At 74.0% G+C, this 21,774-nt stretch carries 22 protein-coding genes; 12 read left to right on the forward strand and 10 right to left on the reverse strand.

Annotated elements, in window-relative coordinates; translation table 11 throughout:
• Positions 1-117 precede the first annotated feature (117 nt).
• Positions 118-927, reverse strand: a complete 810-nt coding sequence (locus HD601_RS10810; RefSeq protein WP_343076398.1) for an HAD family hydrolase — start codon at positions 925-927, stop codon at positions 118-120.
• Positions 928-1,299: 372 nt separating this feature from the next.
• Between HD601_RS10810 and ssd the strand changes: the two genes are divergently transcribed.
• From ssd to HD601_RS10850, 8 genes are all read left to right on the forward strand, one after another.
• Positions 1,300-2,427: a septum site-determining protein Ssd gene (gene ssd / locus HD601_RS10815; protein ID WP_184821748.1), complete on the forward strand. Its 1,128-nt coding sequence runs from the start codon at positions 1,300-1,302 to the stop codon at positions 2,425-2,427.
• Positions 2,428-2,506: 79 nt separating this feature from the next.
• The gene (locus HD601_RS10820) at positions 2,507-3,676 is read left to right on the forward strand and encodes a TadA family conjugal transfer-associated ATPase (RefSeq protein WP_184821749.1); all 1,170 of its coding nucleotides are present in this window, start codon (positions 2,507-2,509) and stop codon (positions 3,674-3,676) included.
• Positions 3,673-4,482: a type II secretion system F family protein gene (locus tag HD601_RS10825; protein WP_184821751.1), complete on the forward strand. Its 810-nt coding sequence runs from the start codon at positions 3,673-3,675 to the stop codon at positions 4,480-4,482. The genes HD601_RS10820 and HD601_RS10825 overlap by 4 nt, the downstream gene beginning before the upstream one ends.
• The gene (locus HD601_RS10830) at positions 4,479-5,336 is read left to right on the forward strand and encodes a type II secretion system F family protein (protein ID WP_184821753.1); all 858 of its coding nucleotides are present in this window, start codon (positions 4,479-4,481) and stop codon (positions 5,334-5,336) included. Before HD601_RS10825 ends, HD601_RS10830 begins: the two co-directional genes overlap by 4 nt.
• 72 nt (positions 5,337-5,408) lie before the next feature.
• Complete coding sequence (locus tag HD601_RS10835; RefSeq protein ID WP_184821755.1) at positions 5,409-5,837, forward strand: TIGR03668 family PPOX class F420-dependent oxidoreductase; 429 nt, start codon at positions 5,409-5,411, stop codon at positions 5,835-5,837.
• A gap of 162 nt (positions 5,838-5,999) precedes the next feature.
• On the forward strand, positions 6,000-6,188 hold the full coding sequence (locus HD601_RS10840; protein WP_184821757.1) for a DUF4244 domain-containing protein: 189 nt from the start codon (positions 6,000-6,002) through the stop codon (positions 6,186-6,188).
• On the forward strand, positions 6,185-6,562 hold the full coding sequence (locus tag HD601_RS10845; RefSeq protein WP_184821763.1) for a TadE family type IV pilus minor pilin: 378 nt from the start codon (positions 6,185-6,187) through the stop codon (positions 6,560-6,562). Before HD601_RS10840 ends, HD601_RS10845 begins: the two co-directional genes overlap by 4 nt.
• A complete protein-coding gene (locus HD601_RS10850; protein WP_184821765.1) occupies positions 6,562-6,924 on the forward strand; it encodes an Rv3654c family TadE-like protein in 363 nt (120 codons plus the stop codon). Before HD601_RS10845 ends, HD601_RS10850 begins: the two co-directional genes overlap by 1 nt.
• Positions 6,925-6,964: 40 nt before the next feature.
• On the opposite strand, the gene HD601_RS10855 is transcribed toward HD601_RS10850, so the two are convergent.
• The 3 genes from HD601_RS10855 to HD601_RS10865 all read right to left on the reverse strand — a co-directional run bounded on the left by HD601_RS10855 (position 6,965) and on the right by HD601_RS10865 (position 10,861).
• Positions 6,965-7,834, reverse strand: a complete 870-nt coding sequence (locus HD601_RS10855) for an EamA family transporter (RefSeq protein ID WP_184821767.1) — start codon at positions 7,832-7,834, stop codon at positions 6,965-6,967.
• Positions 7,835-7,898: 64 nt separating this feature from the next.
• Positions 7,899-8,354 (reverse strand): hypothetical protein, encoded by a 456-nt coding sequence (locus HD601_RS10860; protein WP_184821769.1) that lies wholly within the window; start codon positions 8,352-8,354, stop codon positions 7,899-7,901.
• A gap of 80 nt (positions 8,355-8,434) precedes the next feature.
• Positions 8,435-10,861 (reverse strand): DEAD/DEAH box helicase, encoded by a 2,427-nt coding sequence (locus HD601_RS10865; RefSeq protein WP_221440818.1) that lies wholly within the window; start codon positions 10,859-10,861, stop codon positions 8,435-8,437.
• Positions 10,862-10,953: 92 nt separating this feature from the next.
• Here HD601_RS10865 and HD601_RS10870 point away from each other — a divergent pair, with 92 nt between their 5' ends.
• Together HD601_RS10870 and HD601_RS10875 are read left to right on the forward strand one after the other, a co-directional pair.
• The gene (locus HD601_RS10870) at positions 10,954-11,301 is read left to right on the forward strand and encodes an anti-sigma factor antagonist (protein WP_184821771.1); all 348 of its coding nucleotides are present in this window, start codon (positions 10,954-10,956) and stop codon (positions 11,299-11,301) included.
• 299 nt (positions 11,302-11,600) lie between these two features.
• Positions 11,601-13,859, forward strand: a complete 2,259-nt coding sequence (locus HD601_RS10875) for a sodium-translocating pyrophosphatase (RefSeq protein ID WP_184821773.1) — start codon at positions 11,601-11,603, stop codon at positions 13,857-13,859.
• A gap of 185 nt (positions 13,860-14,044) precedes the next feature.
• Here the strand turns inward: HD601_RS10875 and HD601_RS10880 are convergent, their stop codons facing one another.
• A complete protein-coding gene (locus tag HD601_RS10880; protein WP_184821775.1) occupies positions 14,045-15,346 on the reverse strand; it encodes an aminotransferase class I/II-fold pyridoxal phosphate-dependent enzyme in 1,302 nt (433 codons plus the stop codon).
• A gap of 66 nt (positions 15,347-15,412) precedes the next feature.
• Here HD601_RS10880 and HD601_RS10885 point away from each other — a divergent pair, with 66 nt between their 5' ends.
• Both HD601_RS10885 and HD601_RS10890 read left to right on the forward strand, forming a co-directional pair.
• Positions 15,413-16,330 carry a DMT family transporter gene (locus HD601_RS10885; protein ID WP_184821777.1) on the forward strand — a complete coding sequence of 306 codons (918 nt, stop codon included), beginning with the start codon at positions 15,413-15,415 and terminating at the stop codon, positions 16,328-16,330.
• A gap of 83 nt (positions 16,331-16,413) precedes the next feature.
• Positions 16,414-16,824, forward strand: a complete 411-nt coding sequence (locus HD601_RS10890) for a protein-tyrosine phosphatase family protein (protein ID WP_184821779.1) — start codon at positions 16,414-16,416, stop codon at positions 16,822-16,824.
• Between the two features lie 28 nt (positions 16,825-16,852).
• On the opposite strand, the gene HD601_RS10895 is transcribed toward HD601_RS10890, so the two are convergent.
• The 5 genes from HD601_RS10895 to HD601_RS10915 all read right to left on the reverse strand — a co-directional run bounded on the left by HD601_RS10895 (position 16,853) and on the right by HD601_RS10915 (position 21,758).
• Positions 16,853-17,446, reverse strand: a complete 594-nt coding sequence (locus tag HD601_RS10895; RefSeq protein ID WP_343076399.1) for an RNA polymerase sigma factor — start codon at positions 17,444-17,446, stop codon at positions 16,853-16,855.
• Between the two features lie 467 nt (positions 17,447-17,913).
• Positions 17,914-18,744, reverse strand: a complete 831-nt coding sequence (locus HD601_RS10900) for a heme ABC transporter ATP-binding protein (protein ID WP_184821783.1) — start codon at positions 18,742-18,744, stop codon at positions 17,914-17,916.
• A complete protein-coding gene (locus HD601_RS10905) occupies positions 18,741-19,901 on the reverse strand; it encodes a FecCD family ABC transporter permease (RefSeq protein ID WP_184821785.1) in 1,161 nt (386 codons plus the stop codon). Before HD601_RS10905 ends, HD601_RS10900 begins: the two co-directional genes overlap by 4 nt.
• On the reverse strand, positions 19,898-20,860 hold the full coding sequence (locus tag HD601_RS10910; protein ID WP_246400974.1) for a heme/hemin ABC transporter substrate-binding protein: 963 nt from the start codon (positions 20,858-20,860) through the stop codon (positions 19,898-19,900). Before HD601_RS10910 ends, HD601_RS10905 begins: the two co-directional genes overlap by 4 nt.
• A 217-nt stretch (positions 20,861-21,077) precedes the next feature.
• Positions 21,078-21,758, reverse strand: a complete 681-nt coding sequence (locus HD601_RS10915; protein ID WP_221440820.1) for a biliverdin-producing heme oxygenase — start codon at positions 21,756-21,758, stop codon at positions 21,078-21,080.
• Between the last annotated feature and the right edge of the window lie 16 nt (positions 21,759-21,774).

Below are 21,774 nucleotides of genomic sequence, written 5' to 3' on the forward strand. Positions count from 1 at the left end.
CGTCCGCCCGGCGGACTGTGTCGGCTCACGCCGCGGCTGCAACGCACGTGGTCCCGGTGTGAACCTCTGAGGCGACCACGGCGGGACCGCAGGGAGCGCCGTGAATGCTCCTTCTGATCAGGCGCGGCGCCGCCGGACGGCATACCAAGCGAGCCCGGCGGCAGCGGCTCCCGCACTGATGGCCGCCGCGGCGATGGCGGGCCTCGGCGCGTCGCGGATGGAGGCGCGCTGGCGCAGCGCGACCGGCTTCGAGAAGACGAGGGCCGGCCAGCCGTGGTCGGCGGCGGTCTTGCGCAGCCCGCGGTCGGGGTTGACGGCGTACGGGTGGCCGACCGCCTCGAGCATCGGCAGGTCGGTCACCGAGTCGGTGTAGGCGTAGCTGCGGGTGAGGTCGTAACCCTGGTCCTTGGCGAGCTCGCGGATCGCCTCGGCCTTGTTCTCGCCGTAGGCGTAGAAGTCGATCTCGCCGGTGTACTTGCCGTCGTCGCCGACGACCATGCGGGTCGCGATGACGCGGTCGGCGCCGAGCAGCTCGCCGATCGGCTCGACCACCTCGGCGCCGCTCGACGACACCACGACGACCTCGCGGCCGGCGAGGTGGTGCTCCTCGATGAGCGTGACCGCCTCGTCGTACACGATGGGGTCGACGATGGTGTGCAGCGTCTCGGCGACGATGTCCTTGACGACCTGCACGTCCCAGCCCGTGACCAGGCCGGACAGGTACTCGCGCATCCGCTCCATCTGGTCGTGGTCGGCGCCGCCCACCAGATAGACGAACTGTGCGTAAGCGCTGCGCAGCACGGCTCGACGGTTGATCAGACCGCCCTGGTAGAAGCTCTTGGAGAAGGCCAGCGTGCTCGACTTCGCGATGATCGTCTTATCGAGGTCGAAGAACGCCGCTGTCGCAGGGCGGTCGTCGTTGTCCACGAGTAACGAGGATATCGATCCGGGTCCGCCGCTGCTCCGCAACAGGTCGGTGGCGGGTCCTGGATTAAAAGTTCCTCACGTGTGTTTGGCCCCCGTGAGCGCTGGGCACGATGCCTCTCGGCGGCACCCCCCCGCCGCCTTTTGACCCGGCCCGCCCCCCTGGCCGGGTCCGCACGGCTCCTGCCTCCCACCCGGCAGGGGCCGTGTCTATTTTCCGGGTCTTTTCTCCTGGGGTCCAGGGCTCGCCGGGCGTGTCGTCCACAGGCGGCACCAATTCGCGGACTCGTCCACATTCCGCGGTTTCGGCGACCCCGCCCCGCGTTCGGGCGGCAAGGCTGGACGGGAGATCCGCTCCCGTCCCCGGAGGTCCACGTGCCCCGCACCACCACCCGCTCGCGTCGCCGGCCGCCCGCCCCGTCCGGTGCGGCTCCGCCGGGCCGGCCGCTCGTCGTCACGCGCGACGACGACCTGCTCGACGACCTCCTCAGGGTCGCGGCCGCCGCGTCGGTCGAGGTCGAGGTCGCAGGCCGGCCCGAGTCCGTGCGATCACGCTGGTCGCAGGGGCCGATGGTGGTCGTGGGCGACGACGAGTCCGCGCTGCTGACCGAGCTGTCGCTGCCACGCCGGCCGGGCGTCCTGCTCGTCGGCGGCCGCGACGGCGACCCCGACGTGTGGCGGCGCGGGGTCGCGCTCGGCGCCGAGCAGGTCCTGTTCCTGCCCGACGACGAGTCCTGGCTGGCGGGACGGCTCGCCGACGCCGCGGAGGGCGGGTCGGGCGAGGCGGTCGTGGTCGGAGTCATGGGCGGGCGTGGCGGCGCCGGTGCATCCGTGCTGGCCACGGGCCTGGCGGTCACGGCGAGCCGGACCGGGCTGTCGGTCATCCTGGCCGACCTCGATCCGCTCGGCGGCGGCCTCGACCTCGTCCTCGGCGCCGAGGAGGTCACCGGCCTGCGCTGGCCCGACCTCGCCGACAGCAAGGGCCGGCTCGGCGCGCGGGCGCTGCAGTCCGAGCTGCCCGGACGGCACGGGCTCGCGGTGCTCTCGTGGGACCGCGGCGACCTGCTGACCCTCGCGCCCGACGCCGCCGGCGCTGTGCTGGCCGCGGCCCGGCGAGCCTGCGACCTGGTGGTCCTCGACCTCCCGCGCTGGCCCGATCCCGCGGCCGAGCAGGCCATCGGGCTGTGCTCCTCGGTGCTGCTCGTGGTGCCGGCCGAGGTCCGGGCGGTCGCGGCGGCGGCCCGGGTCGCGGTGGGGCTCACCACGCTGGCGGCCGACGTGCGGGTGGTGACGCGCGGGCCCTCGTCGTCCGGGCTCAGCGGCCCCGACGTCGCCGCCGCGCTCGGGCTGCCGTTCGGGGTGCACCTGGCGGCCGAGCCGCGGCTCGCGGCGCAGCTCGACCGCGGCGATCCGCCCGGCCTCGACGAGAAGGGGCCGCTCGTCCAGGGCTGCGGCACGCTCCTCGAGGCGCTCCTGCCTGAGCACCGGGTGGTAGCCGGATGAGGGTGGGCGAGGGGTTGTTCGTGCGGGGTTGCGGTGCGCTTCTCGAGGCGCTGTGGCCCGGGCACCGGGTGGTGGCCCGATGAGGGTGGACGACGGGCTGCTCGACCGCATCCGGTCCGGCCTGGCGCTGACGTCCGAGGCGCCGACGCCCGCGCGGGTCGCGGCCCTGCTCCGGGCCGAGGGCGCGGTCCTCGGCGACGCCGCCGTTCTCGAGGTCACCGAGTCGCTGCGGGCCGAGATCACCGGCGCCGGGCCGCTCGACCCGCTACTGCGCCGGCCGGGCGTCACCGACGTGCTGGTCAACGGCCCCGACGAGGTCTGGATCGACGACGGCGACGGCTTGCGCCGCGAACCGGTGCGGTTCCGCGACGAACCGGCCGTCCGGCGGCTCGCGGTCCGGCTCGCGGCCTCGGCGGGCCGGCGCCTCGACGACGCCGTCCCGTACGCCGACGCGCGGCTGGCCGGCGGCGTCCGGCTGCACGCGGTCGTGCCGCCCATCTCCCCGGACGGCACGGTGATCTCGCTGCGGGTCCCGTCCGGCCGTTCGCTGGGCCTGGCCGACCTGGTGGCCGCCGGCACCGTGCCCGCGACCCTCGAACCCTGGCTGACGGCGCTGGTCCGGGCCCGGCTGGCGTTCCTGGTGACGGGTCGGACGGGGTGCGGGAAGACCACGGTCCTCGGGGCGCTGCTCGGCGTGTGCGACGCACGCGAGCGCCTCGTGCTCGTCGAGGACTCCGGCGAACTGCGGCCCGACCACCCGCATGTCGTGCGGTTGGAGGCCCGTGCGGCCAACGTGGAGGGGGCGGGGCGGGTGGGGCTCGACGTGCTGGTCCGGCAGGCGCTGCGCATGCGGCCCGACCGGATCGTCGTCGGCGAGGTCCGCGGCGCCGAGGTGGTCGACCTGCTCGCCGCCCTCAACACCGGCCACGAGGGCGGCTGCGGCACCCTCCACGCCAACTCGGCGGCGGACGTCCCGGCGCGCCTCGAGGCGCTCGGCCTGGCTGCCGGTCTCCGCCGCGACGCCGTGCACGCCCAGGCTCGCGCCGCTCTCGACGTCGTGATCCACCTCGTGCGCGACGACTCCGGCCGGCGCCGGGTCGCCCAGGTCGATGTGGTGGGGGCGGGTGGGGGTGGCGGTGGGCTGGGGACCAGCGCGGCGTTCGTGGTGGACGACGGAGGGACGGTCTCGCGCGGGCCTGGCTTCGACGCGCTGGCCGGCATCCTCGCCCGACGGGGGTGCGTTCCGTGACGCGCGTGCTGGCGATCACGCTGGCCGGGCTCGCGGTCGCGATGTGGGCCGGGCGGCCGTCGTTGCTGGTCAGACGGCTGGGCCGGCCCGATCCTGGGTTGCGCATACTGCGGCGTCCGGCTCCGGTGGTCGTCACCATCGCGAGTGGTCTCGCGGCTGCGGTGGCGGGATACGTGCTGACCGGGCCGGTCGGCGCGGTGGCCGGGCTGGCCTGCGTCCCGGTCGTCCGCTGGTGGCTCGGCCGGCGGCGGGCGAGCCGGCTGCGGCAGCGGCGCGAGGCGGACGTGGCGGAGGGCTGCGTCGCGCTCGCCGGCGAGCTCGCCTCCGGAGTCCCGGCCGCTCGGGCGCTGGCCGCGGTCGCCGCCGAATGGCCCGAGCTCTTCGGCCCGGCGGCCGGGCGCGCCGCACTCGGCGGCGATCCCGCGGCCGCCCTGCACGAGTCCGCCGCCACCCCCGGTGCCGGCGCACTGCGCGCGGTCGCCGCGGCCTGGGAGGTGTCCGAGCGCACCGGCGCCGGCTTGTCTGCCGCACTCGTCGCCGTCGCCGACTCCGTCCGCGCCGAGGCCACGGTGCGGCGCGAGGCACAGGCGCAGCTGGCCTCGGTCCGCGCGACCTCGCGCCTGATGGCCTGCCTCCCGGCCGGGACCCTGCTGCTGTTCTCCGCCGGCGACGGCGACGCGGTCGGCTTCCTCACCGGCACCGCCGCGGGGATCGGCTGCCTGCTGCTCGCCACGTTGTTCGTCGGTGCCGGGCTGTTCTGGGTCGATCGGGTGTCGCGCGGGTCGCGGTCGGTGTGGGAGTCATGACGGCACTCGCGGTGGTCTGCGCGGCGCTCGCCGCCGTCGTGATGCTGGGACCGGCGCCCGGCGTGGTCAGGCTCCGGTCGATCATCGGTGGCCGGCCCGGCGCCGTGTTCGGAAGCCGGTCCGCTCGCGATCCGGAGCCGGCCCGCGACTCCCACCCGTCGAGCGCTCGCATCGGCGCCCCCGGAGCCGCCCGGCGTGCACGAGCGGCAGCCGGCGCGCGGCCCGCTGACGGATCCGCCGGCGGGACGGCCGCCGCGGTGTCGGCCCGCGGCCGGAGCCTAGCGGCGGTCGTCGCGGCCCTGGGAGCGTTCTGGCTGCTCGAAGGGGTTCTCGGCCTGGTCGCCGGTGCGGGTGTCGGCGTCGCCGCCTGGTACGGACTCGGCCGGCTCGAGCCTGCAAGTCGCCGTCGCGACCGGGAACGGGTGGTCGCGATGCTCCCGCTCGCCGCCGATCTGCTGGCGGCCGCACTCGCCGCGGGCGGCCCGCCCACCGTGGCGGCCGAGACCGTCGGCGCGGCGATCGGCGGGCCGCTGGGCCGCGCACTCGTCGACGCCGCCGCGGCCGCGAGCGTGGGTGTGGAGCCCGGCCGCGCCTGGTCGGACCTCGCTGCCGATCCCGCCGTCCGTCCGCTGGCCCGGGCCCTCACCGCGGCGCTGACCCGCGGCACGTCGCCGTCCCCGGTGCTGACCCGGGTGGCCGCCGATGCCCGGGACGCCGCGCGGTGGAGCGGCGAGGCCCGCGCCCGATCGCTCGGCGCCCGGGCCGCCGCGCCGCTGGGACTGTGCTTCCTGCCCGCGTTCGTCCTCGTCGGCGTCGTGCCCATCGTCGCGACGTCGGGCATCCTCGTTCCTTGATCGAGTACCGGGCCGGCTGCCCTGCGTCGCCCGGACCGACATCGATAGCCTTCGACCGGGCGGTGATGCGACGTGCGGCTGACGCCGGAGACGTGCCGGGAGCGGATGGCCGCTGCCCGCGTCGCGCACCTCGCCACGACCGGCGGCGACGGCCGGCCGCATCTGGTCCCCGTCACGTTCGCGCTGGTGACGGCCGCCGGTGTCGACCGCATCGCCATCGCCGTCGACCAGAAGCCGAAGACCACCCTCGACCTGCGGCGCCTGCGTAACATCGCCGAGAACCCGCAGGTGGCGATCATGTGCGACCACTACGACGAGGACTGGACCCGGCTCTGGTGGGTCCGCGCCGACGGCAGCGCCGTGGTCCTCGACGACGGTGAAGGTCGCGCCGGCGCCCTGGTGGCGCTCTGCCTCCGGTACGGGCAGTACCGCGCCGACCCGCCTCGTGGCCCGGTCATCCTCATCGACGTCGCCGACTGGTCCGGCTGGTCCTACGCCTGACTCCAGGCGGCCATGATCCACAGGCGGAACGAATTCCGCCGGTTGTCCCCAAATCCGGATTCTGGCCTGGGATCCGGCCTCCCGACCGAAGAACCTGGTCGCAGCCCCGCAGATCGCGGGCTCCGCGCCGGCCGGTCGCCGGATCCCCAGGGAGGTCCACCCATGTCCAAGGTCATCAACCGGCTCGGCCGCCTGCGCAGCGAGTGCGGCATGACCACCGCCGAGTACGCGGTCGGCACGGTCGCCGCGTGCGGGTTCGGCGGCATCCTCTACAAGCTCCTCACCAGCGACTCGGTCCAGAACCTGCTCGGCGACGTCATCGAGAAGGCGTTCGGGGTGATCGGCGGATGAGGCGTCTGAGACCCGCGGCGCGAGGCGACCCGCAGCGGGGCATGGTCACCGCCGAGCTCGCCGCCGCGTTCCCCGCCCTCGTCCTCGTGCTGATCATGGCGGTCTGGGCGATCACCATCGCCGCCGGGCAGCTCCGGTGCACCGATGCCGCACGCGAGGCCGCCCGGGCCGCGTCGCGCGGCGAGGACCTGTCGGTGGTCCAGCAGGTCGCCGCCGAGGCCGCGCCCGAGGGCGCCGCCGTCGACCTGGTCGAGGTCGACGGCACGCTCGAGGTGCGGGTCAGCGCTCGCATGGCGATGCCCGGGCCGCTGGGCGACACCCTCCCGGCGCTGACGGTGTCGGGTCGCTCGGTGGCGCTGGCGGAGGGCGGCTGATGCGGGGCCGACGGTGTGGCGAACGTGGTGCCGGGACGGTGCTCGTCCTGGCCGTCGTGCTGGTGGTCATGGTCGCCGTGCAGGCCGTGGCGGTCCTGGCTGCGGGTCAGACGGCCCGCCACCGGGCCGCCGCGGCGGCCGACCTCGCCGCGCTGGCGGCGGCGCAACGGCTGGCGTCGGGCGCGGTCGATCCCTGCGCCGACGCCGGCCGCATCGCCCAGGCGAACGGCGCCGACCTGCGCGACTGTGTCGTCGACGGTGCGGAGGTGGAGGTCCAGGTGCGGGTCGAGACGCAGTCGGCGCTGCCGTGGCTTCCGGCCCAGGATCGTCGCGCCCGAGCCGGGCCGCCGCGGCCGGGCTGACCAACGACCCGTGCCGGGCCACAGCGACGGCGGGCGGACGTCAGGTCTCGGTGCGGGTCGGTGGCCGCTGCGTCGCACCAAGGCAGGCGGCCACCACCAGGCCGATCGCGACCCACTCCTGCGCGTGCAGCACCTCGTTCAGCACCACGAGCCCGACCAGCGCGGCCGCCGCCGGCTCGAGGCTCATGAGGATCCCGAACACCGTCGCCGGCATGCGGCGCAGCGCCTCGAGCTCGAAGGAGTACGGAATCACCGATGACAACAACGCGATACCCGCAGCCAGAACCAGCAGATCGGGCTGCCACATGTCCGCACCGCCGGTGGTCAGCCCGATCGGCGCCACCGCGACCGCTCCGACCACACTGGCGACGGTCAGGCCCGACGACCCCGGGAACCGCTGGCCGAGCTGCTTGCCCAGGAGGATGTACGTCGCCCAGCCCGCCGCGGCCACGAGGGCGAACGCCACGCCCACCGGATCGATGCCGCCCGGCCCGCCACGCGCGAGCAGCACGACACCGGTGCCGGCCAGCAGCACCCACAGCAGATCGAGGCGGCGCCGCGACAGGGCGACCGCCACCCCGAGCGGGCCCAGGAACTCGATGGTGACGGCGATGCCGAGGGGGATACGCGAGAAGGACTCGTAGATCGCGATGTTCATCGCGGCGAGCGAGAGCCCGAACGTGACCGCCAGGGCCAGGTCACCACGCGAGGCCCGGCGCAGCGCGCCCCTGACCGCACGCTGGGTGAGGGCCACCAGCGCGAGGGCCGAGAACGCCAGGCGCAGGAAGACCAGCGCGGTCGGCGGCAGCGTGTCGAACAGGCCCTTGGCGATCCCGGCGCCGATCTGCAGCGAGAAGATCCCGCCGAGTACCAGCCCGGGGGCTGGGATCCTCCCGAGCGGCGACGTCACGCCGTCAGCCTAGGTGGTGACCGCCCGAGGACCAGGTCCGAGGCGGCCGGGGCTGCGGCAGGTGTCAGGGGCGGTCGCGGTCCGACGCCTGGGCGCCGGAGTCAGCCCGCGCGGGCTCGTGGCGGTCGCCGTCGCGGCGGTCCTCGTCGCGCTGGTGGGCGTCACCGCCCTCGTCGTCGCCACGGTCGCCGTCATTGCCGTCGGCCCGGGCGCGGTCCTGGTCGGCGGGCGACCGGTCGCCGGCCGGTGCACCGTGCGGCTCGCCGGCTCGTTCGGCACGGCGCTCGAGGTCGCGAATGCGCTTGCGCTGCCGCCAGCCCTTGCGCAGTCCGATCCGCAGCAGCCAGAGGGCGCCAAGCGCCGCCACACCGCTCAGCAGGCCGGCGAAGTACAGACCGGACCCGGACGTGGTGACCTCGGAGCCCAGCAGGTCGACGGAGATCGACTCGCCGGCGCCGGTGACCACGCCGATGGTCAACAGCAACGCGAGCAGGAGAACGATCAGTGCGACAGCGACCACGACGACCACCACCCCTTCACCCGGCCCCCGGGTCCCACCGTAGCGATCACCCGGCCCGTCGGGGGAGATTCCGGCGCGACTCAGACCGCGTCGGCCAGCAACGCGTCCAGCAGGCGCACCGCGCCTGTCTTGTCGAGCGGCTCGTTGCCGTTGCCGCACTTCGGCGACTGCACGCACGACGGGCACCCATCGCGGCAGGGGCAGGCCGCGATGGTCTCGCGGGTCGCCGTCAGCCAGGACCGCGCCGCGTGGAACCCGCGCTCCGCGAACCCCGCCCCGCCCGGATGACCGTCGTGCACGAAGACGGTGAGCAGGCCGGTGTCCGGATGCAGCACCGTCGACAACCCGCCGATGTCCCACCGGTCGCAGCTGGCCACCAGCGGCAGGATCCCGATCGACGCGTGCTCGGCCGCGTGCGCCGCACCCGGGGCGTCGGCCAGGGACACCCCGGCCGCGGCGATCGACTCGTCCGGCAGGGTCCACCAGACCGAGCGGGTCCGCAGCCGCCGTTCGGGAAGATCGAGCGGCGCCTCGCCCAGGACCTCGCCGGAGCGCAGCGCCCGCTTGAGGTAACCGACCACCTGGCTCGCGACCTCGACGGTGCCGAAGGCCAGCCGAGCCTGCCCCCACTTCACCGCCTCGGTCTCCTCGAGCACCCGCAGCGAGCTGACCTCGCGCGCCGTCGTGAAGTAGTCGGGCGCGCCGGGCGTCGCCATCGCGATGCCCTCGTCGAGGTCGAGGCTCTCTATGAGGAAGGTGTCGCCCTGGTGCACGTAGACGGCGCCTTCGTGCGCGGTGGAGTGCGCCCGCACGGCGTCGACGGTGCCGAGCACCCGCCCGGTGCCGACCTCCACGAGGCTGACGACGCCGCCGGAACCGCGCAGGTCGGCGAGGTCCGTGGGCCGTTCCCGCTTGGTCCAGTGCCACGTGGTCTCGTCCTTGACCCGCCGTCGCAGCAGCCGCCGGTGCTCCAGCGTGGCCAGCACGTCCTCGGTCGACGGCCCGAAGATCGCCGCGTCCCGGGCGGTCAGCGGGCGCTCCGCCGCGGCCGCACACAGATGCGGCGCCAGGACGTACGGGTTGTCGGGGTCGAGCACGGTCTCCTCGACCGGCTTCTCGAAGATCGCCTCCGGATGCTGAACCAGGTACGAGTCCAGCGGGTTGTCGCTGGCCACCAGGACCGCGAGGCTGTCCTGGCCGGATCGCCCGGCCCGGCCCGCCTGCTGCCACAACGACGCCCGCGTGCCCGGCCAGCCGGCGATCAGGACGGCGTCCAGTCCGCTGACGTCCACGCCCAGCTCGAGGGCGGTCGTCGCGGCGAGGCCGACCAGCGACCCGTCGTTGAGCGCCGCCTCCAGCGACCGCCGCTCGTAGGCGAGGTAGCCGGCGCGGTACGCCGCGACCTTGCCGGGCAAGGAGGCGTCCACTTCGGTCAACGCCGACCGCGCCATCCCGGACACGGTCTCGGCCGCCCGGCGCGAGCGCACGAACGCCACGGTCCTGGCGTCCGCCACGACGAGGTCGGTGAGCAGGTCCGCGGTCTCGGCCAGCACGCCGCGACGCCGGGCGCCGGAACCGCCCTCGAGCACGCCGCCGCCCGCCACCGCGGTCGCGTCCGCAGGAGCCGGGCCGCCACCGGACCCCGCGGCTCCATCAGACCCGGCGCCCTCGGCCCGCGCAGCGTCACCCTGGCGGACGAGGCCGTGGTCGCCGATCAGCGGCGGCTCCCAGAGCAGGAACGTCTTCGCCCCGCTGGGCGAGCAGTCCTCCGTCACCGCCTCGATGGGCAGGATCCCGATGAGCAGCTCGGCGGTGCGGGCCGGATTCGCCGTCGTCGCGGACGCCAGGACGAACGTCGGCGACGACCCGTACATCGCGCACACCCGGCGCAGCCGCCGTAGCACCTGGGCGACGTGGGAGCCGAAGACACCGCGGTAGCCGTGGCACTCGTCGACCACCACGAACCGCAGCGACCGGAGGAACCCGGCCCAGCGGTGGTGCGCCGGCAGCATGGCGTGGTGCAGCATGTCCGGGTTCGTGAGCAGGTACGTCGCGTGCGTCCGGGCGACGTCGCGCAGCTCGATCAGGGTGTCGCCGTTGTACGTGGTCGCCATGACGCCGGGGACGCCGAGCTCGTCGAGCGACCGGAGCTGGTCGGCTGCCAGCGCCTTCGTCGGCGACAGGTACAGCGTCGTGCCGCCGAGCCGCCGGCCGGAGCGGGCCGCCGTCAGCGCTGGGAGGTGGTAGGCCAGCGACTTCCCGGACGCCGTGCCGGTGGCGATGACGACGTTCCGTCCCGACCAGGCCAGCGAAGCGGCCTGTGCCTGGTGGGCCCAGGGCGATACGATGCCCGCGGACATGAAGCGATCGCGCACGACGGGGTCCACCCAGCGCGGCCACGGGCCGGGCTTGGCAGCCCGGGCGGGGATCGATTCGATGTGCGTGACTCGTCCGGTCCGGTGCGGACCGGTCAGCAGCACATCGAGCAGGTCGTTCGGGCGGGGCACCTCGTGAGTCTCGCATCATGGTTGAATGCGGATGAGCCCGGCACGCGGTGAGCGCTGTGTGTTGACCGATGTATGGCTGATGGAGGATCTGCGTGGACCTGTCGTTGTCGACCCGTACCGAGAGCGGCCGCAGCGTGGTCGCGGTCGGTGGTGAGATCGACGTCTACACGGCGCCGAGACTGCGCGACCAGCTGGTCGAGCTCGTCGACTCGGGTCACTACCACATCGTCGTGGACATGCGTGAGGTCGAGTTCCTCGACTCGACCGGCCTCGGCGTGCTCGTCGGCGGCCTCAAGCGCGTCGGCCAGCACGACGGTTCGCTGCGTCTCGTCTGCAACCAGGAGCGCATCCTCAAGATCTTCCGGATCACCGGTCTGACGAAGGTGTTCCCCATCCACGAGACCCTCGAGGAGGCCGTGGCCGCCACTGAGATGTCGTAGCTCCCTTTCCCTCGTGGGACTCGTCTCAGTTGGGGACCTGGCGGTCGGCCTCGCCCCGAGCAGGCGTCCGCGGAAACGACCCAGTGTGGGTACTTTCACACGGTCGTGACGACATCGGTGGGTGGTCCGGTGTGAACTTTGGGTCCAGCGCCCTCTAGACTCCGCAGGTCGGTCGGATCCTGCCCACGTCGCGGTCCGGCGACATCGAACGAGCCGATTCCTGTCAGCGGTCGGTCCTGTGGGCCGGGCGCGGACAGCTGTTTCAACGCCCTGCCCGAGGGCGACGTCAAGGAGGACGAATGACCGGGCTCAACCTCTCCTATGTGGTTGTCGTCGCGTTGATCGCGGTGGCATCCCTGGCGATGGCGGCGCTGTTTCGCCGAGAGGTTCTCAGTGCCAGTGAGGGCACCGAGAACATGAAGACGATCGCGCGCGCCGTGCAGGAGGGCGCCGCGGCCTATCTCAACCGTCAGTTCCGCACACTCGGCATCTTCGTGGTGCTGGTGTTCGGGCTGCTCTTCCTGCTGCCCGGTGACACAGGCGTCCGGTTCGGCCGGTCGCTGTTCTTCCTCGTTGGTGCGCTGTTCTCGGCCGCCATCGGTTACCTGGGCATGTGGCTGGCCACGCGGGCGAACGTCCGTGTCGCCGCCGCCGCTCGTGACGAGGGCCGCGACCCGGCGATGAAGGTCGCGTTCCGCACCGGCGGCGTCGTCGGCATGGCCACCGTCGGTCTCGGTCTGCTGGGTGCGGCCGTCGTCGTCCTCACCTACCAGGAGGACGCACCGACGGTCCTCGAGGGCTTCGGCTTCGGTGCCGCGCTGCTCGCGATGTTCATGCGTGTCGGCGGCGGCATCTTCACGAAGGCCGCCGACGTCGGCGCCGACCTCGTCGGCAAGGTCGAGCAGGGCATCCCCGAGGACGACCCGCGCAACGCCGCGACCATCGCGGACAACGTCGGCGACAACGTCGGCGACTGCGCCGGCATGGCCGCGGACCTGTTCGAGTCGTACGCCGTCACGCTGGTCGCCGCACTGATCCTGGGCCAGGTGGCCTTCGGCCAGGAGGGCCTGGTCTTCCCGCTGATCGTCCCGGCGCTCGGTGCGCTGACCGCGGTCCTCGGCATCTACCTGACCCGTCCGCGGGCCGGCGAGAACGGCCTCACGACGATCAACCGCGCGTTCTACATCTCAGCACTCGTCTCGGCGGTGTTGTGTGCCATCGCGGCGTTCGCGTACCTGCCGGACAGCTTCGCCCAACTCGACGGCGGCCTCGGCGACCACGACGGCGACCCGCGGATCCTCGCGACCGCCGCGGTCTTCCTCGGCATCGTGCTCGCCGGCGTCATCCTGTGGCTGACCGGCTACTTCACCGGCACCGACAAGAAGCCCACCGAGGACGTCGCCAAGACGTCGCTCACCGGTCCGGCCACGGTGATCCTGTCCGGCATCGCGCTGGGCCTCGAGTCGGCGGTCTACACCGCGCTGGTCATCGGCGGTGCGGTCTACGGTGCGTTCCTGCTGGGTGACGGCTCGGTCGAGCTGTCGCTGTTCCTGATCGCGCTCGCCGGCACCGGCCTGCTGACCACCGTCGGCGTCATCGTCGCGATGGACACGTTCGGCCCGGTCAGCGACAACGCGCAGGGCATCGCGGAGATGTCCGGCGACGTCGACGGCGAGGGCGCGCAGATCCTCACCGAGCTGGACGCGGTCGGCAACACCACGAAGGCCATCACCAAGGGCATCGCTATCGCGACGGCGGTCCTGGCGGCGACGGCGCTGTTCGGGTCGTACATGGACGCCATCTCGCGCGAGCTGGCCAACGTCGGCGGCGACATCGCCGGCAACTCGTCGTTCCTCCTCGAGATCGTGTCGCCGAACGTCCTCGTCGGCGTGGTCATCGGCGCCGCGGTCGTGTTCATGTTCTCGGGCCTGGCCATCAACGCCGTCGGCCGCGCCGCCGGTGCGGTCGTGTTCGAGGTGCGCCGCCAGTTCCGCGACGACCCGGGCATCATGGCCGGCACGTCGACCCCGGCCTACGGCCGCGTGGTCGACATCGTCACCAAGGACTCGCTGCGTGAGCTCGCGACGCCGGGTCTGATGGCGGCGCTGGCTCCCATCGCGGTCGGCTTCGGCCTCGGCGTCGGCCCGCTGGCCGGCTACCTGGCCGGTGCCATCGCGACCGGCGTGCTCATGGCCGTGTTCCTGGCCAACTCCGGTGGCGCCTGGGACAACTCGAAGAAGCTGGTCGAGGACGGCAACCACGGCGGCAAGGGCTCCGACGCCCACGACGCCACGGTCATCGGCGACACCGTCGGCGACCCGTTCAAGGACACCGCCGGCCCCGCGATCAACCCGCTGATCAAGGTCATGAACCTGGTCTCCGTGCTGATCGCTCCGGCCATCGTCTCGATGTCGGTGGGCGCGGACGCCAACGACGGCCTGCGCTACACGATCGCGATCGTCGCGGTCGCGATCATCATCGGCGCCGTCTGGTTCTCCAAGCGGCGCTCGGCGATCATCGGCGAGGACGAGCCGGCCCGCGAGGGCGCGGCGGTCTGATCCGCATCACCGCGTAGAGCGGCGGTCGCCCCTCGTGGGCGGCCGCCGCTCTCGTTTCTCTTCCTTTGTCTTCACGGCGTTGGGTGACACCTGGGTGCCGGGTCACCTCAGAGGTCAACTCGGGCGACCGTGCGTTGTCACTGCAGCGTTCGCCGCAAGGTCCGCCGGGTTGAGCGCGTCCGCCGTCAGCGGACCGCCGCGACCGAGATCACCGCGCCGGGATGCCGGTCGTCGTCCACGGCGCTCGCCGGGATCCCGGCGTCCGTCAGCCCGCGCACGAGGACCGCCGAGGCCGCCGCCTCCGCCGTCGGCGCGAAGGCGTGCACCCCGACCGGTGCCCCGCCCAGGACGTGCGCCGGCGCCAGCCGGTCCGCCAGCCGCCGCCGTCGCTCGTCGTACACCCGCCGTGCCCGCCGCAGGTGCTGGTCCAGCCCGCCGGACTCGATCAGCGCCGCCACCGTCAGCTGCAGCACCGCCGACACCCCGAGGTCGGAGTCCTCGCGCTGCTCCCGGAGCCGGTCGGCAACGGACGGCGGTGCCACGATCCAGCCCAGCCGCAGCCCGGGCGCGAGCAGCTTCGACAGCGAGCCGGTGAACACGACGAGGTCGGGGGCCAGCGCCTGGACCGCCGCCGGCACGACGCCCGGCGCCGCGAGGTGCGAGTCGTAGTCGTCCTCGACGATCCAGCGCCCCGCCGCCAGGCACGAGTCGACCAGCGTCCGCCGTCGTGCTGCCGACAACTGGACGCCGGTCGGGTACTGGTGGCTCGGCGTGATCATCACGGCCCCGGTCCCGCCGCCCGCCCCGCCCAGTCCTGCCGGGTCCAGCCCGTCACCGTCGACCGGCACCTCCGCCACCCCGACCGGCCGCCGGACCAGGTGGTGCATGGTCCCGGGCGAGCACGGCCGTTCGACCGCCCACGTGGCCGCGCCGAGCACCGTCGTCAGCAGCCACATGGCGTGCGAGACCCCGCCGGTGACGTGGATCTGGTCGGGCTCCGCGACCACGCCGCGGGTCCTCGCCAGCCAGTCCGCCAGCCGGGCGCGCAGTTGCGGATGGCCGGCCGCGTCGGGGTAGCCGAGGTCGCGGTCGGACAGCCCGGCCAGCGCCGTCCGCGTCGCGGCGGCCCAGGCGCGGTGCGGGAAGAGCGCCGGGTCCGGGACCCCCGGCGACGGCGGCGGGGCGGCCGAGCTGGGCGGGGCGAGCGCCGGTGCGCCGCGACCCGGCCCGCCGGTGACGATCGGCCGTCGCCGCGGCTCGGACCGGATGAACCCCTCGTCCTGCAGTTGCGCGTACACGGCGTCGGCCGTGCCGCGGGCGATGCCGACCGTGCGGGCGAGATCGCGAGCGCCTGGCAGTATGGCTCCCGGCAGCAGCCGGCCGCCCAGGATCGCCTCGATGAGCCGGCCGCGCAGCCAGGCAGCCTTCGCGGTGGCGGGCGGCGGGCCCCAGGGCGTGGCCAGCTCGGCGGCGGAGTCCGATGTCACTGGCCCAGTGGACCACGTCGCGACTGGCCCTGTCCATGGGCCAGATCGCTGGCGAGGATCGACCCCATGACCCGAGTGAGCTCGCCCACCACCGCCGGCGTCCTGGCCTGCACGGCAGGCATGACGATCGTCGGCGCCTCCATCGCGTTCGGCCCGCTGCTCGCCGGCTACCCGGTGCTCGCGGGCCAGTCCTGGCGCTACCTGCTGGCCGGGCTGGTCCTGCTCGCCGTCATGCGGGTGCGCCGGGTGCCGTTCCCGCGCTTCCGGGCCGGCCAGGTCGGGCGGCTGGTGCTGCTGGCCGGTACCGGGCTGGCGGCGTTCAACTGGCTGCTCATCGAGGGGACGCAGCGGTCGGACCCGGCGTTCTTCGCGGCCGTCCTCGGCGCGACGCCGCTGCTGCTCGCGCTGGCCGGCCCGCTGCTCGACGGCGGCCGGATCCGCGCCCGCACGGTCGCGGGCAGCACGATCGTCGTCGCCGGGATCCTGGTCGTCCAAGGTGCGACGACCGCCCCGCTCGGCGCGCTGCCCTACGCCCTCGGCTTCCTGCTGTGCGAGGCGGCGTTCACGCTGCTCGCCGTCCCGCTGCTGAAGGAGCACACGCCGCTGCAGGTCTCGGCCGCGGTGTGCCTGGTGGCGGTGCCGCTGCTCGCCGTGCTGGCCGCGCTCTCGCCCGGCGCGGACCTCGTGGTCCCGACGGCGACCGAGGCGGCGACGCTGGGCTTCCTCGCCGTCTGCACGACCGCGATCGCGTTCCTGCTCTGGTACGGCGGCGTGGTCCGGCTGGGCGCGGACCGGGCCGGGCTGTTCGCCGGGATCATGCCGATCGCCGGCCTGGTCGTCGGCGTGGCGGCCGGGACGTCGGCGTGGACGCCGGTCGGACTGCTCGGCTCGCTGCTCTGCGGAGCCGGGATCGCTCTCGGTCTGCGCCGCACGCCCGAGCCGGAACGTCGCCGAGCCCGCCCACCCGTCTTGGTTGCGGAGTAGCGGCGCGCGTTCGCGGCGGGCGTTCGCGGCGGGCGTAGGGCGAAGCCGGCCGTCATGGCCCTGGTCGCCCGCAGAATCGACGGATGACGGACTGGCTCGACGACGACGGCGTGGTGACCCTGCCCAGCGGCGTGCGGGTGCGAGGCCGGCCGCTCGCGACCGAGGCGAGCCCGGCGGACTTCGCGCTCGTCCTCACCGACGGGACGATGCCGGCCTGGGCGCACCGCCGGATCCGCTGGCCGGACTTCTGGATCCCGGTCGACCGCGCGGACGCCCTCGACGCCCTGCACGAGGCGCACCGGCGCGCCCACGACGGCGACCGGGTCGAGGTCGCCTGCCGTGGCGGCCGCGGACGGACCGGGACGGCGCTGGCGGCGCTCGCGATCCTCGACGGCGTGCCGGCGGAGCAGGCGGTCGGCTGGATCCGCGCCCGCTACCACCCGCGCGCCGTCGAGACTCCCTGGCAGCGCCGCTGGCTCCGCCGCGTCGCCTGACGCCGCGCCCCCTCGGCTCGCGACCCCCTCAGTCGCTCGCCAGGTAGGCCGTCCGGAGCGCCTGCCGCGCCCGGGACGCCAGGCTCGACACCGCGTTCGGCGTGAGCGACATCCCGGCCGCCAGCTCGGCCGGCGAGTAGCGGTCGACCTCGACGAGCCAGAGGATGCTGCGCCAGCGCGGCGGCAGCGAGGCCCAGGCGGCCGTGACCCGCTCGGCCCCCGCCGGCGCCGGAACGGCCTCGCTGAAGCGCTCCCACATGGCCGGGTCGTCGTTGGAGACGGTGCGGCTCTCGGTCTTGCAGTACCGATAGGCCAGGTGTTTCACCGTCGCCAGCACGTACCCGGCGAAGGAGTCGCGCGGCCCCCGGCCGGACCTGACGGCCCGCAGCACGAGATAGAACGTCTCCTGGACGAGGTCGTCGGCGGCGTGTGTGTCGCGGACGATGTTGTGTGCCGCACGCCGGGCCATCGGGGACACCCGGCTGTACAGCGTGCCGAACGCGACGTCGTCCCCCTGACTCGCGCGATCGAGCAAATCGGTCGATTCCTGATGATCCCACCCCTTGATCATGGGGAAACGGTCCCGGTGACGGGGCCTCCCCGGCGTCGGGGATGTCCGCATTGATGCATTCGGTAATCACGTACGTGGTCCGGATATGAAGTGAAATGAGTGGTTCAAACACCCGCAAATCTGCTCAATGTGGACAAGGGAAGCTAATGACTGTGACGGTAATCACGTTTATTATTCGTGCTGTGGTGCCGACATGACGGCTCTTCAGGGGTGAAGCCGCCAGTTGGAGGGGGCGATACGCATGACCGATCGCAGGCGCAAGTACCAGGCCGCACACGCCCAGTTCGGGGCGGGTCCGCGGTATCTGACGGCGCCCAGTCGCAACGCGGGAGCGCACCGGGCGCGGGCCCACAGGCCCGGACTACGCCAGCGCTTCAGAGCCATGTTCGTGGCGCGGTCATGGTGACCGCCGCCTAGCGCCGCATTCCCGCGCGCCCGCCGAGCTCGGCGCCTTTCCCGGTCCCGGCCCGTCCGCCCGGGTACCGGGGAAGGCGCCGCGGAATCCTCGGCGCGCGGCGTCAGCGGCGCGGCAGGATCACGGGTGCGCCCGTGCGCGGGTGCGCGATCACCTCGACGTCGTGGTCGTAGACGTCGGAGAGCAGTGCGCCGCCGAGCACGTCGCGCGGCGGTCCGGTCGCGACGATGCGGCCGCCCGCGAGGACGGCGACCCGGTCGGCGTGTGCTGCGGCGAGGTTGAGGTCGTGCAGGACCACGACGACGGCGACGCCTGCCGCCGCGCGGGTCCGGGCGGTATCGAGGACGAGCTCCTGGTGGCGCAGGTCGAGCGCGGCCGTCGGCTCGTCCAGCAACAGCAGGCCGGTCCGCTGCGCCAGCACGCGCGCCAGCGCCACCCGGGCCTGCTCGCCTCCGGACAGCGACGTGAACCGGCGCGCGGCGAACTGCGCGACGTCCGCGTCGGCCAGCGCGGCCGCGACCGCCTCGTCGTCGGCGTCCTCGAGCGGGGTCCCGGCCCAGGGCGCCCGGCCCATCGTGACGACGTCGGCGACGGTGAACGGGAACGAGAGCCGCACCTGCTGCAGGAGGACGGCGCGGCGCATCGCGGACTCGGTCGCCGACCATGCGGTCAGCGGCTCGCCGTGCAGCGTCACCGACCCGGCCGACACCGCGACGTCGCCGGTGAGCGCCGAGAGCAGCGTGGACTTGCCGGCGCCGTTGGGCCCGACCAGCGCGAGCACCTCACCCGCGCGGACCTCGACGCTCACGCCGTCGAGCACGCGCGCCCCGCCGAGGACGACGGAGACCCCGGCCGCCGCCGCCACGATCATCCCCGGATCCTGCGTCGGAGCGGGCCGCCGCGGCGCCCGCCGCAACGACAGCGCCGCTCTCATGCCCAGCCGCCCTGGCTGGTCCGGGTCCGGCGCAGCAGCCAGAAGAACAGCGGGCCGCCGACCAGCGCGGTCAGCATGCCGAGGGGCAGGTCGGCGTAGCGGATCGCGGTCCGGGCGACCAGGTCGGCCGAGACCAGCAGCAGCGCCCCGCCGAGCGCGCTGGCCGGCAGCAGCACGCGGTGCCCGGGCCCGGCGATCATCCGGATCAGGTGCGGCACGACCAGGCCGACGAAGCCGATGACGCCGGCGAACGCGACCCCGGAGCCGACCAGCATCGCCACCGCGACGATCGCCACCAGCCGCAGCCGTTCCACCCGCACCCCCAGGTGCCGGGCCGACCGTTCGCCGAGTGCCAGCAGGTCCAGCGAGCGCGCCATGGCGAACGCGAGCAGCAGCCCGATCGCCACGAACGGCAGTACCGCCAGGACCGCCTGCCAGCGCGCGCCGTTGAGGCTGCCCAGCTGCCAGAACACGATCTGCTCGCGCGCCTCGGGCGTGGCGACGAACGTCGCGAACGCCACGATCGCGAACGCGACGGCGGTGACGGCGACGCCGGTGAGCACCAGCGTGACGACTTCCGTCCGCCCGGCGGACCTCGACAGCGCGTACACCAGCAGCGTCGTCACCAGCCCGGTCGCGAACGCCGCCACCGCGACCGTCCACTCGCCCAGGAAGTTCGCCCCCGTGACGAACACCAGACTGGCCCCGACGGCGGCACCCGGCGACACCCCGACGATGGCGGGTTCGGCCAGCGGGTTGCCGAACACGCCCTGCATCAGCGCGCCGGCCGTGGCCAGTGCGGCGCCGACGAGCAGCGCCAGCACGACCCGCGGGAAGCGGACCAGCCAGAGCGTGTTCTCGCCCTGCACGTGCTGCGGCCGCGGCCCCACGTCGAGCGGCAGGTCCGCCGTCACGCCGATCTGCGCGAGCACCCACTCGAGGTTCGCGTCGAGGCGGTGCATGATCGAGCCGACGACCTCCGACGGCGGGATCGCCAGCTGACCTCGTCCGGCCGACACGATCGTCACCACGACGAGCGCGACCGACAGTCCGCCGATCAGCAGCACGCCGCGGCTGCGTCGCCAGCGGCTCGGCCGGGCAGCCGCGGCCTCCGCCGTCGCCGGCGCTTCCGGTGGCGCCGACACCGTCGCCGTCATGGCTGGTAGACGGCGTGCGCGAGCGCCTCGATGGTGCGGCCCGTGCGCGGCCCGAAGCTGAGCAGGACGGAGTCGGCCATGTCGACGACGCGCAGCTTCTCGCCGGCCGGAGTCTGCGCGACGCCGGGCAGCTTCAGCATGCCGTCGACGCCGCCGATGGACTCGAGGCCCTTGGTCATCATGATGATGACGTCGGGGGCGGCCTCGATCAGCGCCTCGGACGTGATCTGCGTGAACGGCCGGTCCAGCCCGATGTCGGTGCCGACGTCGACGGCGCCGATCGAGCGGATCATCGCGTCGGCGCCCGAGCCCGGGCCGGCCAGCAGCTGCACCATGCCGCCGCGGGTGTAGAGGAACGCGATGCGCAGCGGGTCGGCGCCGGCCGGGGCGAGCGCCAGTGCGTCGGCGATCTCGCCGGACGTCCGCTCGACCAGCTGCTCGCCGGCCTCGGGGACGCCCAGGGCGCCGGCGACCGCGCGGATCTGGCTCGGGATGCGGTCGAGGTCGCGGGCGTCGTCGAAGAAGACCACCGGGATGCCGGCGTCGCGCAGCTGCTGCTGCACCTCGGGCGGGCCGACGCTGGCGTCGGTGAGTACGACGGTCGGGTCCAGCTCGAGGATCGCCTCGGCGTTCATGTCGTGCCCGCCGGGCGTGACCAGCGGCAGGTCCGCCGCCTGCGGGAAGCCGGTCGAGGCGTCGCGGCCGACGACCCGGTCGCCGAGGCCGAGGCTGAACACGATCTCGGCCAGCGTGCCGTAGAGGTCGACGGCGAGGATGCGGCTGGCGTCGTCGATGACGACGGTCTCGCCGTCGCAGGAGTGCACCGTCACCGGGAGCGCGGGTGTCACGTCGTCGGCCACCGGGAAGACCGTCTGATCGACCGTCGCGGTGGACGGCCCGAGGATCTCGCGCGGGTCCTGTTCCGCGGCCGACCCGGAACCCGCCGGGCGCTCAGGCAACGGCTCACCATCGGCGTCGACGGTGACGGCGAACCCTTCGACCGGGTCCTGACAGGCGTCGACGGGCTCCGTCGTGGCCGCGACCTGCGTGCTGCCGGCCGGTGGCGGGGCGCCGGTCCCCTCGCCGGCCGTCTCGTCCGAGGGTGCCACGCACGCCGCCAGCCCGACCAGCAGGCCAGCCGCCGCGACGACCAGCCCGCGCCCCCCGAGCGCCACGTCAGCCGGCCGCGGGGTGCGCGGCGCCGAGCTCGACGAAGATCTCGGTGTTGAGGCCGTAGGCGAGGATCACCTCGTCGATGACGCGCTCGCGCTCGTCCGGGTTCCACGGCGCGGCGTCGAGGCGGGCGCGGTAGGCGTCCTTGAACGGGCGCGGCTTCGGGATCCGGTCGAAGTGGTAGAACCGCACGCCGTCGCCGCCGAGATCGAGGCCGTACGTGCGCGACACGAGCGTGCCGACCGCGAGGCCGCCGGAGAGATCGCCCAGATAGCGGGTGTAGTGGTGGGCGACGAAGCCGCCCGGCCACTGCGCGGTCTCGCGGATGCGGTCGGCGTAGCGGCGGGTCGCGGGCAGCGCCTCGAGGTCGTCGATGGCGTCGGCGCCGCCCAGTAGGTGGGCGAGGTCGGCCCGCAGCGACGGGACCCGCTCGAGCTCGTCGGTGACGAACGGGCCGGCGACGGGGTCGTCGCGCATGCCCGCCGCGACGGACTCCAGCGCCTCGTAGACGAACAGGTGCTGCGTGACGAGCGCGGTGTAGCCCTCGCGGCTGATCCGGCCCTCCATCAGCGCGTTGATGAAGCCCGCGCCGTTGGCGACGTCGTGCAGAGGCCAGCTGCGCTCGCGCAGGGCCTGGGAGAACGTTCGGGGCTCGGCCTCGGCCGGCGTACGGGTGGTCGGCACGGAATCTCCTCCGGGT

The organism is Jiangella mangrovi, from assembly GCF_014204975.1.
Taxonomy (GTDB): domain Bacteria; phylum Actinomycetota; class Actinomycetes; order Jiangellales; family Jiangellaceae; genus Jiangella; species Jiangella mangrovi.

Bases quoted from the DNA above. Each gene is read 5' to 3' on its own strand.
- HD601_RS10875 (WP_184821773.1), top strand. From the start codon at position 11,601: ATGACCGGGCTCAACCTCTCCTATGTGGTTGTCGTCGCGTTGATCGCG.
- HD601_RS10895 (WP_343076399.1), bottom strand. From the start codon at position 17,446: ATGCGGACATCCCCGACGCCGGGGAGGCCCCGTCACCGGGACCGTTTC.
- HD601_RS10905 (WP_184821785.1), bottom strand. From the start codon at position 19,901: ATGACGGCGACGGTGTCGGCGCCACCGGAAGCGCCGGCGACGGCGGAG.
- HD601_RS10820 (WP_184821749.1), top strand. From the start codon at position 2,507: ATGAGGGTGGACGACGGGCTGCTCGACCGCATCCGGTCCGGCCTGGCG.
- HD601_RS10840 (WP_184821757.1), top strand. From the start codon at position 6,000: ATGTCCAAGGTCATCAACCGGCTCGGCCGCCTGCGCAGCGAGTGCGGC.
- HD601_RS10885 (WP_184821777.1), top strand. From the start codon at position 15,413: ATGACCCGAGTGAGCTCGCCCACCACCGCCGGCGTCCTGGCCTGCACG.
- HD601_RS10845 (WP_184821763.1), top strand. From the start codon at position 6,185: ATGAGGCGTCTGAGACCCGCGGCGCGAGGCGACCCGCAGCGGGGCATG.
- HD601_RS10900 (WP_184821783.1), bottom strand. From the start codon at position 18,744: ATGAGAGCGGCGCTGTCGTTGCGGCGGGCGCCGCGGCGGCCCGCTCCG.
- HD601_RS10890 (WP_184821779.1), top strand. From the start codon at position 16,414: ATGACGGACTGGCTCGACGACGACGGCGTGGTGACCCTGCCCAGCGGC.
- HD601_RS10830 (WP_184821753.1), top strand. From the start codon at position 4,479: ATGACGGCACTCGCGGTGGTCTGCGCGGCGCTCGCCGCCGTCGTGATG.
- HD601_RS10850 (WP_184821765.1), top strand. From the start codon at position 6,562: ATGCGGGGCCGACGGTGTGGCGAACGTGGTGCCGGGACGGTGCTCGTC.